Raw genomic sequence first — 10,101 nt, 5'->3', positions numbered from 1 at the left:
CTCAGGGTCGACCGTCATACCCAGGTATGACGGCGCGCCCCTGCGTCCGTCAGAAGTCTGCCCCCGGAACCGGAACAGCGGCTGACTACACGGCGGCCCGGCGTCGCGACGATGGAGACAGCGCTGGAAACGTCGCCGGACACGGCCCCGTCCCCACCGCGCACATCCCCCGAACCGTCCGAACGACGTCGCCCCGACAGGAGTTCCCACCCGTGACCACCACTCCCCTCGCCGACCGGGCCACCGCCGTGGCCGCCCGTGCCACGGAACTGTCGAAGGTCTACGGACAGGGCGAGACCCGGGTCGTCGCCCTGGACCGGGTGACCGTCGACTTCCGGCAGGCCCAGTTCACCGCGATCATGGGCCCCTCCGGTTCCGGCAAGTCCACGCTGATGCACTGCGTGGCGGGCCTGGACAGCTTCTCCGCCGGGTCCGTGCGCATCGGTGACACCGAGCTGGGCTCCCTGAAGGACAAGCAGCTCACCAAGCTCCGCCGGGACAAGATCGGTTTCATCTTCCAGGCGTTCAACCTGCTGCCGACGCTGACCGCGCTGGAGAACATCACCCTCCCGATGGACATCGCGGGCCGCAAGCCGGACAAGCAGTGGCTGGACACCGTGATCGGCATGATCGGTCTCGCCGACCGGCTGAGCCACCGGCCCTCCCAGCTCTCCGGCGGCCAGCAGCAGCGCGTCGCGGTGGCGCGGGCCCTCGCCTCCCGGCCGGACATCATCTTCGGCGACGAGCCCACCGGAAACCTCGACTCCCGCTCGGGCGCCGAGGTCCTGGGCTTCCTGCGCAACTCCGTGCGGGAGCTCGGGCAGACCGTGGTGATGGTGACGCACGACCCGGTGGCGGCGGCGTACGCGGACCGGGTCATCTTCCTCGCCGACGGCCGGATCGTGGACGAGCTGTACGAGCCGACGGCGGACTCCGTCCTGGACCGCATGAAGCGCTTCGACGCCAAGGGCCGCACCAGCTAGTGCTGTGACCGGCAGCGTTCGCCCGGCCCCCGGCGGCGTTCGCCCCGCCTCGGTGAGCGGCAGCGCCCGCCGACCTCGTCCACCTCACCACCCGACCCCGAACAGGGACCCCTTTCATGTTCCGTACCGCCCTGCGCAACGTGCTCGCGCACAAGGCCAGACTCCTGATGACCGTGCTCGCCGTGATGCTGGGCGTCGCCTTCGTGTCGGGGACGCTGGTCTTCACGAACACCATCTCGGAGGCCTACCAGAAGAGTTCCGCCAAGGGCTTCGACCAGGTGGACGTCGCGGTCCAGCAGGCGTACCGCCCGGACGAGGGCGACCGGATCGCCGAGCAGCCGAAGCTGACGGCGGAGCTGCTGAGGAAGGTCGGGAAGGTGCCCGGCGCCGAGTCCGCGACCGGGGTCGTCACCGGCTTCACCGCGCTCGCCGACAAGGACGGCAAGCTGATCGGCGGCGGCTTCCAGTCCCAGGGCGGGAACTACTGGGGCGAGAACGACCCCCGGTACCCGATCGAGGAGGGCCGCGCGCCCAGCGGCCCGGACGAGATCGCCATCGACGCGAAGACCGCCGAGCGCGCCGGGTACCAGGTCGGCGACACCGTCCGGCTGTCCGTCGACGGCCCGGTCCTCAGCCCCACCGTCAGCGGCGTCTTCCGCACGGACGACGGCAACGTCGCCGCCGGCGGCAGCCTCACCCTGTTCGACACGGCGACCGCGCAGAAGCTGTTCCACAGCCCCGGCGCGTACGACGAGATCACCGTGACCGCGGCCCCCGGGACCAGCCAGGAGCGGCTCCGGTCGGCCATCGACAAGGTCGTCCCCGAGGACCTCGCCACCACGATCACCGGTGAGCAGCTCGCCTCCCAGCAGGCCACCCAGATCGCCGCGTCCATGAGCGGGCTGAAGAACGGCCTGCTGGTCTTCGCCGGCATCGCCCTGTTCGTGGGCACGTTCATCATCGCCAACACCTTCACGATGCTGGTCGCCCAGCGCACCAAGGAGCTGGCCCTGCTGCGAGCGGTGGGCGCCTCCCGCCGGCAGGTGACCCGTACGGTGCTGATCGAGGCGTTCGTGGTGGGCGTGGTCGCCGCGGTCGCCGGTCTGGCCGTCGGCGTCGGCATCGGCGCCGGGATGCGGGGCCTGATCAGCACGCTCGGCGAGACCATCCCCGACGGCCCGCTCGTGGTCACCCCCGGCACGGTCGCCACCGCCCTGCTGGTCGGTGTGCTGATCACCATGCTGGCGGCCTGGCTGCCGGGCCGCCGCGCGGCGAAGATCCCGCCGGTGGCGGCGATGAGCAGCGTGCACGCGAAGGCCACGACCAGGTCCCTCGTCGTACGGAACACGATCGGCGCGCTGTTCTCCGGCGCGGGCGTCGCCACCGTCCTGTACGCCACGACCCTGGAGGGCTCGGACGGCCAGGTCCCGATGGGGATCGGCGCGGTGCTGCTGATCATCGGGGTGTTCGTGCTGACGCCGCTGCTGTCCCGCCCGATGATCGCGGCCGCCGCCCCGGTGCTGCGCGTCTTCGGGGTCTCCGGCAAGCTCGCCCGGCAGAACTCGGTGCGCAACCCGCGCCGCACCGCCGCCACCGCCTCGGCCCTGATGATCGGTCTCACCCTGATCACCGGCATGACGGTGATGGCGGGCAGCCTCCAGACGGCGATCGGCAAGATGGCCGCCGACTCCATCAAGGCGGACTACGTCGTCTCCATGGCCAACGGCAACTTCCTCTCCCCCGACGTGGAGAAGAAGCTCGCCGGCACCGAGGGCGTCACGGCGGTCTCGCCGCTGCGCAACGCCGAGTCCCGTATCGACGGACAGACGGAGTACGTCACCGGCGTCAACGGCGGCGCCATCGGCGAGCTGACGAAGTTCGCCGTCGACGACGGGGACTTCAAGGTCGGCGGCTCCGAGGTCGTGGTGGACACGGAGACCGCGCGGCGCAACGGTTGGAAGGCCGGGACGTCGTTCACGGCCGGCTTCGAGGGCGGCGAGCGGCAGAAGCTGACCGTGGCCGGGGTCTACGAGGCCAACGAGCTGATCCGGGGCATCCTCCTGGACAACCGGACGCTGGAGCGGCGGCTGCCCGCCGACACCCGCCCGGCCGACATGATGGTCATGGTGAAGACGGCGTCCGGTGCCTCGGACGCCGCCAAGGACCGGCTGGCGAAGACCCTCGGCGACAACCCGGCGATCAAGATCCAGGACGGTGACGACCTCTCCGACGACATCGCCCAGATGTTCACGCTGATGCTGAACCTGCTGTACGGCCTGCTGGCCATGGCCGTGATCGTCGCCGTCCTCGGTGTCATCAACACGCTGGCCATGTCCGTCTTCGAGCGGTCCCAGGAGATCGGCATGCTCCGTGCGATCGGTCTCGACCGCCGCAACATCAAGCGGATGGTCCGTCTGGAATCCCTCGTCATCTCCCTGTTCGGCGGTGTCCTCGGCATCGGTCTCGGTGTCTTCTTCGGCTGGGCGGCCGGTGAACTGGTCGCCTCCCGGATGCCGACGTACGAACTGGTCCTGCCCTGGGCCCGGATGGGTGTCTTCCTGCTGATGGCCGGCACGGTCGGCGTGCTGGCCGCGATGTGGCCGGCCCGGCGCGCGGCGAAGCTGAACATGCTGGCCGCGATCAAGGCGGAGTAGGGGCGCCGGCACGGCAGACCGCGGGGCCCGTTCCTTCCCGGAACGGGCCCCGCGGGCGTGCGGGCGGTCAGGCGCCCCAGGTGCGGGTCCTGAGCGGCAGCCCCGCGGCACCCCCTTCCGGCGTCCGCACGGCGAGCACCTGGTTGACGCCGAGGCGGTTGCGTTCGAAGCCGAGGGCGCAGGCGGCCATGTACAGGCGCCACACGCGGGCCCGGCCGGGTCCGGCGAGGGCGACGGCCCGGGACCACTGGGCTTCGAGGTTCGCGACCCAGGCGCGCAGCGTGAGGTTGTAGTGCTCGCGCAGGGACTCCACGTCGCGGACCTCGAACCCGGCGCGTTCGAGCTGGGTGACGGTGGTGCCGATGGGGGCGAGTTCACCGTCGGGGAAGACGTAGGCGTCGATGAACCCGTCGATGGAGTACGCGCTCTCGTCGGACTGCGGCCGCCGGGAGATCTGGTGGTTGAGGAGCCGTCCACCGGGCCGGAGGAGGGCGTACAGGTTCCGGGCGTACTCCAGGTACTTGTCGGCGCCGACGTGTTCGGCCATGCCGATGGAGGAGATCGCGTCGTAGGGCCCGTCGGTGATGTCCCGGTAGTCCTGGACGCGGATCTCGATCCGGTCGGTCAGCCCTTCCTCCGCGACGCGTTTGCGGGCGTACGCGGCCTGTTCCTGGGAGAGGGTGACGCCGACGACGTGCACGCCGTACTCGCGGGCGGCGTGCACGGCCATGGAGCCCCAGCCGCAGCCGACGTCGAGGAGGCGCTGCCCCGGCGCGAGGGCGAGCTTGCGGCAGATGAGGTCGAGCTTGTCGCGCTGGGCGTCTTCGAGGGTGGTGGTGCCGTCGTCGGTCTCCCAGGTGGCGCAGGAGTACACCATGGACGGGCCGAGGACGATCTCGTAGAAGTCGTTGCCGACGTCGTAGTGGTGGCTGACGGCCCGTTTGTCGGTGCGTCTGGTGTGCAGATGGCGGGTTCTGCGCACCTCCTCGCGGGGCGGCTCGGGCGGCACCAGCACGGCGGGCCCGGCCAGCTTCAGCAGTCCCCGGACGGCCGCGCGGGCCTGCGGGTCGCGCAGGGCGTCGGCGATGCTCCGGGAGTCGTCGTCCCGCTCCCACACATGCCCGGCCATCAGGTCCAGTACGGCGTACAGGTCCCCCTCGACGCCGAGGTCACCGGCGACCCAGGCGCGGGCGAGGCCCAGCTCGCCCGGCTTCCACAGCAGCCGGCGCAGGGCCCTGCGGTTCCGTACCACCAGCGCGGGGGCCTGAGGGGGGCCGGCCTCCGAACCGTCCCACGCCCGAAGCCGGACCGGGAGCGGGGCCCCGATCACCTGCTCGAACAGGGCCTTCAGCCGCGACGCGGCGTCCTGCATGGCGCACACCTCCGTGACAACAGATCCCGGAATGTCCAACGCCACGGTAAACACGGGCGGGGCTCCGCCGTAGTCCCGTTGGGGGGTGTGTTGTTCGGGTGCGGGTGAGTGGGGGCTGTTCGCGCCCACGCGGCGGATCCGCATATGTCACTGCCCCGCGCCCCTGAAAAGCGACCGGGGCTGCGCCCCGTGCTTTTCGGGATGAAGGGCGGGCCGCAGGCCCGATCCCTTCAGGGGCGCGGGGAACTGCGCGAGAAACCACACACCACCCGCAGCCGCCCACGAACCGCGCACCCCCGAGCTACAAGGCGCCCCCGGAACGCCGAAGGACCCCCCGCACCACGGATGGCGGAAGGTCCTTCGGGTCGAACAAAGAGGTGACCGACGGAGGTCAGGAGGCCTTGGCCTTCTCCTCGGTCTTGGCGGCAGCCGGAGCCGCAGCGACCGGCGCCGGCTTGGCCGCCTCGTAGAACTCCTCACGAGGCGTCTCGATCGCACCGAGCGAGACGACCTCACGCTTGAGGAACATCGCGAGCGTCCAGTCCGCGAAGACCCGGATCTTGCGGTTCCAGGTCGGCATGGCCAGACCGTGGTAGCCACGGTGCATGTACCAGGCGAGACGGCCCTTGAGCTTGATCTTCATCTTGCCCATGACGATCATCGCGACGCCCTTGTGCAGGCCGAGACCCGCCACCGCGCCCTTGTTGGAGTGCGCGTACTCCTTCTGCGGGAAGCCCCGCATACCGGAGACCACGTTGTCGCCGAGGACCTTCGCCTGACGCAGCGCGTGCTGCGCGTTCGGCGGGCACCAGGCGTTCTCGACGCCGGCCTTGCGGGCGGCGACGTCCGGGACCTGCGCGTTGTCGCCGGCGGCCCAGATGTAGTCGGTGCCCTGGACCTGGAGGGTCGGGGCGGTGTCCACGTGGCCGCGGGGGCCGAGCGGCAGACCGTAGCGGGAGAGGACCGGGTTCGGCTTGACGCCTGCGGTCCAGACGATCGTGTTGGAGTCGACCTCCAGGCCGTTCTTCAGCACGACGTGGCCGTCGACGCAGGACTCCATGGAGGTGTTGAGGTAGACCTCGACCCCACGGCCCTCCAGGTGCTCCTTGCCGTACATGCCGAGCTTCGGGCCGACCTCGGGGAGGATCTTGTCGGCGGCGTCGACGAGCACGAACCGCATGTCCTCGCGGGACACGCTCTTGTAGTACTTCGCGGCGTCGCGGGCCATGTCCTCGACCTCGCCGATGGTCTCCGCGCCGGCGAAGCCACCGCCCACGAAGACGAAGGTCAGCGCCTTGCGGCGGACGTCCTCGTCGGTCGTGGAGTCGGCCTTGTCGAGCTGCTCCAGCACGTGGTTGCGCAGGCCGATGGCCTCCTCGATGCCCTTCATGCCGATGCCCTGCTCGGCGAGGCCGGGGATCGGGAAGGTGCGGGAGACGGCGCCGAGCGCGATCACCAGGTAGTCGAAGGGCAGCTCGTACGCCTCGCCGACCAGCGGCGCGACGGTGGCGACCTTGCGGTCCTGGTCGATGGTGGTGACCCGACCGGTGAGGACCTCCGCCTTGGGCAGCACGCGTCGCAGCGGGACGACGACATGCCGCGGGGAGATGCTGCCGGCGGCGGCTTCGGGGAGGAAGGGCTGGTAGGTCATGTACGACCGGGGGTCGACGACCGTGACGGTCGCCTCTCCGTAGCGCATCTTCTTGAGGATGCGCCGAGCTGCGTACAGGCCTACGTACCCACCGCCTACTACGAGGATCCTGGGACGCTCCGTGGTGCTCATGCCATCGAGTATGTACCCGCCATCCGGGGGGTGCTCGTGCGCCCCTTCACAAGCTTCCCCAGGCCCTCTGCTACACTGCGCGGCCCTCTTGATCCAGGTGGTCGTCCGACGGGGGAACCCCACCGCCCGGCCGACCGTTGTCAATGCCGCGTGAACTGCCCTTCCGGCTCTGCGGACCCCTCGCCGACACTCCGATCGGGCCCCGGTTTTCACCCGGACGAGTACCCCCCGGAGGCCGTCCGGAGGCACCCTCTGGACCCCTTGGAGCCCCCGAAGGCTCTGCGCAGCCTCAAAAGGTCGCCCAACAGGGCCGATTCTCTTGTGAAGAACTTCACGAACTTTCCCGGCGGGACGTCAACGAGGGGTGCCCGAGCACCCCTCGGAGGCGCTCATACGTTATCCGAACAGCTCAACCGAGGCTACCGGTGAGTAGTAAACAGGTCCTCACAGGCGCCCCGCGCCCGCCGGGAGGACGCCCGGTTCCGGCCGCGCGGCTACGCGACGGACCAGGCGATTCCGTCCAGGATGTCGTGTTCGCTCACCACGACCTCCGCGGCCCCGATCCGCTCCATGATGGCGAGCAGCACGAGCGCGCCGGCGGCGATCACGTCCACCCGGCCGGGGTGCATCGAGGGGATCGCGGCCCGCTCGGCGTGCGTGGACCGCAGCAGCCCCTCGGTGATCTCCCGGACACGCTCGTAGGGGATCCGGGAGTGGTGGATGGCCGTCGAGTCGTACGCGGGGAGGTCCTGGGCGATCGCGGACAGCGTCGTGACCGACCCGGCGAGCCCCACGAGGGTGTGCGCCTCACGCAGCGGCACGGTGCGCTCCGCGAGGTCCAGGGCGGCCTCGATGTCGGCGCGGACGGCCGCGATCTCCTCGGGGCCCGGGGGATCGACGACGGCGCCGTCCCGGACGAGGTGACGCTCCGTCATCCGCACGCAGCCGATGTCCACGGAGCGCGCGGCGCGCACATGGTCGTCGCCGACGACGAACTCCGTGGAGCCGCCGCCGATGTCCACCACCAGGAACGGCTTGACCAGATCGTCCCGGCCCAGCAACTCCTTGGTGGCGCCGGTGAAGGAGAACTCGGCCTCCTGGTCACCGGAGATCACCTCGGGCTCGACCCCGAGGATGTCCATGACGCCCCGGACGAACTCGTCCCGGTTCTCCGCGTCCCGCGAGGCGGACGTCGCGACGAACCGCAGCCGCTCGGCGCCCAGTTCCTTGATGACCGCCGCGTACTCCCGGCACGCGGCGAACGTCCGCTGCAACGCCTCGGGCGCCAGCCGGCCCGTACGGTCGACGCCCTGGCCGAGCCGGACGATCGTCATCCGGCGCTCCAGGTCGACGAGTTCACCCGACTCGGGGTCGGCGTCGGCGACGAGCAGCCGGATGGAGTTGGTTCCGCAGTCGATGGCGGCGACACGGGTCACTGGGCGGCCTCCTCGGCGGGAATCACGCACGGTCCCTTCGCCCACCACTCCGGCAGCATCGCGATCGCCTCGTCGCCCAGCGGGTTCACCCCGGGGCCGGCGGCCAGCGAGTGCGCCACGAGGACGTGCAGGCACTTCACCCGGTCCGGCATGCCGCCCGCGCTCGGGAAGCCCTTCAGCTCCTCGATCTCGTCGCGCCGCCGGATGTAGTCCTCGTGCGCGGCGCGGTACGCGGCGGCCAGTTCCTCGTCCCGGGCCAGCCGCTCCGTCATCTCCTTCATCACGCCGTTCGCCTCCAGCGTGCCGATCGCGGAGGCGGCCCGCGGACACGTCAGGTAGTACGTCGTCGGGAACGGCGTCCCGTCCGGCAGGCGCGGCGCCGTCTCGACGACGTCCGGCTGCCCGCACGGGCAGCGGTGCGCGATCGCGCGCAGTCCGCGCGGCGGGCGTCCGAGCTGCTGCTGGAAGGCCTCGACGTCCGCGTCGGTGGGCTCGGTGCGCGGGGTGGAGGGCGGGGGCGTGTCCATACCTGTACGTAAGTCCTCTGGAGCTCTGGTCGGTTACTGGGCGGCGGCGTCGGCCTTGTCGACCCCGCCCCAGACGTTGGTGTACCAGGGGAGGTGGGCCGCCCCCTGCGTCGTGCGGGACTGCTTCGCCGCGTCCGGGTCGATCATGATGTAGCCGGTCTCGCCCGGCATGACGTAGTGCAGCCGCTCCCGGATGCGCTGCTCGGCGTACGCGTCGTCCTGCCAGCGCGCCTTGAGATCGCGCAGCTCCTCGACGCGCTCGCGCGCCTCCTGGCGCTGGCGCCGCATGTCGGCGATCTCGGCGCGCTGGGAGACGTACTGCCTTATGGGGTAGGCGAGGGCCACGATCATCGAGCAGAGGACGAGGGCGAGCAGCGCGGCCCGGCCGGTGAGCCGGGAGCGGCGGGCCTGGCGCCGGGTCTGGGAGCGGTAGACCCGGGCGGCCGTCTGCTCGCCGAGCAGCTTCAGCCGGGTCGCGGTGGAGAAACGGTCCCGGTCCTTCACGGGCATGTCCCACTTCCCCTTCCTACGGGCCCTACGTGCGTACGTCCCCGCACACGGTACGGGACCGGGTACGGGGACGTACGTGCGACGCTTCCTACTGCCGCCCTACGGGCTCAGCCCTTGCTGTGCCCGTGGTCCGCGGAGCGGACGCCGGGAAGGCAGGTCAGCCCTTGAAGCGCGGGAAGGCGCTGCGGCCGGCGTAGACCGCGGCGTCGTCGAGGATCTCCTCGATGCGCAGCAGCTGGTTGTACTTGGCGACGCGGTCCGAGCGGGCCGGGGCGCCGGTCTTGATCTGGCCGCAGTTCACGGCGACGGCGAGGTCGGCGATGGTGACGTCCTCGGTCTCGCCGGAGCGGTGGGACATCATGCACTTGAAGCCGTTGCGCTGGGCCATCTCGACGGCGTCCAGGGTCTCGGTCAGCGAGCCGATCTGGTTGACCTTGACGAGCAGGGCGTTGGCCGAGCCCTCCTCGATGCCGCGGGCGAGGCGCTCGGGGTTGGTGACGAAGAGGTCGTCGCCGACGATCTGGACCTTGTCGCCCAGCTTCTCGGTGATGGTGTTCCAGCCGGCCCAGTCGTCCTCGAACAGCGGGTCCTCGATGGAGACGAGCGGGTACGACGCGACGAGGTCGGCGTAGTACTCCGTCATCTCGGCGGCGGAGCGCTCCTTGCCCTCGAAGGTGTAGACGCCGTCCTTGTAGAACTCGGAGGCGGCGACGTCGAGGGCGAGGGCGATCTGCTCGCCGGGGGTGTAGCCGGCCTCCTTGATGGCCTCCAGGATGAGGTCGAGGGCGGCTTCGCCCCGAACCTGGAGTCCAACCGCGCCGCCCTCGACCTCATCC

Annotated in this window: 8 protein-coding genes; 2 read left to right on the top strand and 6 right to left on the bottom strand. The window is 70.7% G+C overall.

Annotated elements, in window-relative coordinates:
- Window positions 1-212: 212 nt before the first annotated feature.
- Window positions 213-983 carry an ABC transporter ATP-binding protein gene (locus AOK15_RS28995; protein ID WP_055521304.1) on the top strand — a complete coding sequence of 257 codons (771 nt, stop codon included), beginning with the start codon at window positions 213-215 and terminating at the stop codon, window positions 981-983.
- A gap of 116 nt (window positions 984-1,099) precedes the next feature.
- Window positions 1,100-3,637, top strand: coding sequence for an ABC transporter permease (locus AOK15_RS28990; RefSeq protein ID WP_055521303.1), 2,538 nt, complete (start codon window positions 1,100-1,102; stop codon window positions 3,635-3,637).
- Window positions 3,638-3,704: 67 nt separating this feature from the next.
- Here AOK15_RS28990 and AOK15_RS28985 read toward each other — a convergent pair whose 3' ends face one another.
- The 6 genes from AOK15_RS28985 to eno form a co-directional block, all read right to left on the bottom strand.
- A complete protein-coding gene (locus AOK15_RS28985) occupies window positions 3,705-5,009 on the bottom strand; it encodes an SAM-dependent methyltransferase (protein WP_055521302.1) in 1,305 nt (434 codons plus the stop codon).
- Between the two features lie 391 nt (window positions 5,010-5,400).
- Complete coding sequence (locus tag AOK15_RS28980) at window positions 5,401-6,792, bottom strand: NAD(P)/FAD-dependent oxidoreductase (protein ID WP_055521301.1); 1,392 nt, start codon at window positions 6,790-6,792, stop codon at window positions 5,401-5,403.
- Between the two features lie 494 nt (window positions 6,793-7,286).
- Window positions 7,287-8,228, bottom strand: a complete 942-nt coding sequence (locus AOK15_RS28975) for a Ppx/GppA phosphatase family protein (RefSeq protein WP_055521300.1) — start codon at window positions 8,226-8,228, stop codon at window positions 7,287-7,289.
- Window positions 8,225-8,755: a DUF501 domain-containing protein gene (locus AOK15_RS28970; protein ID WP_055521299.1), complete on the bottom strand. Its 531-nt coding sequence runs from the start codon at window positions 8,753-8,755 to the stop codon at window positions 8,225-8,227. The genes AOK15_RS28975 and AOK15_RS28970 overlap by 4 nt, the downstream gene beginning before the upstream one ends.
- Window positions 8,756-8,788: 33 nt before the next feature.
- On the bottom strand, window positions 8,789-9,265 hold the full coding sequence (locus AOK15_RS28965) for an FtsB family cell division protein (RefSeq protein WP_055521298.1): 477 nt from the start codon (window positions 9,263-9,265) through the stop codon (window positions 8,789-8,791).
- A gap of 157 nt (window positions 9,266-9,422) precedes the next feature.
- On the bottom strand, window positions 9,423-10,101 hold a 679-nt coding region (eno, locus tag AOK15_RS28960), incomplete at its 5' end, for a phosphopyruvate hydratase (protein ID WP_276206235.1).

It is taken from the genome of Streptomyces ossamyceticus (assembly GCF_001418475.1).
Taxonomy (GTDB): Bacteria; Actinomycetota; Actinomycetes; order Streptomycetales; family Streptomycetaceae; genus Streptomyces; species Streptomyces ossamyceticus.
Note: the sequence above shows the minus strand (reverse complement) of the source record. Positions and strands in the feature narration are given on the sequence as shown.

Excerpts from the sequence above, each read along its gene's own strand:
- AOK15_RS28990 (WP_055521303.1), top strand. The coding sequence starts at position 1,100 with ATGTTCCGTACCGCCCTGCGCAACGTGCTCGCGCACAAGGCCAGACTC.
- AOK15_RS28985 (WP_055521302.1), bottom strand. The coding sequence starts at position 5,009 with ATGCAGGACGCCGCGTCGCGGCTGAAGGCCCTGTTCGAGCAGGTGATC.
- AOK15_RS28980 (WP_055521301.1), bottom strand. The coding sequence starts at position 6,792 with ATGAGCACCACGGAGCGTCCCAGGATCCTCGTAGTAGGCGGTGGGTAC.
- AOK15_RS28970 (WP_055521299.1), bottom strand. The coding sequence starts at position 8,755 with ATGGACACGCCCCCGCCCTCCACCCCGCGCACCGAGCCCACCGACGCG.
- AOK15_RS28965 (WP_055521298.1), bottom strand. The coding sequence starts at position 9,265 with ATGCCCGTGAAGGACCGGGACCGTTTCTCCACCGCGACCCGGCTGAAG.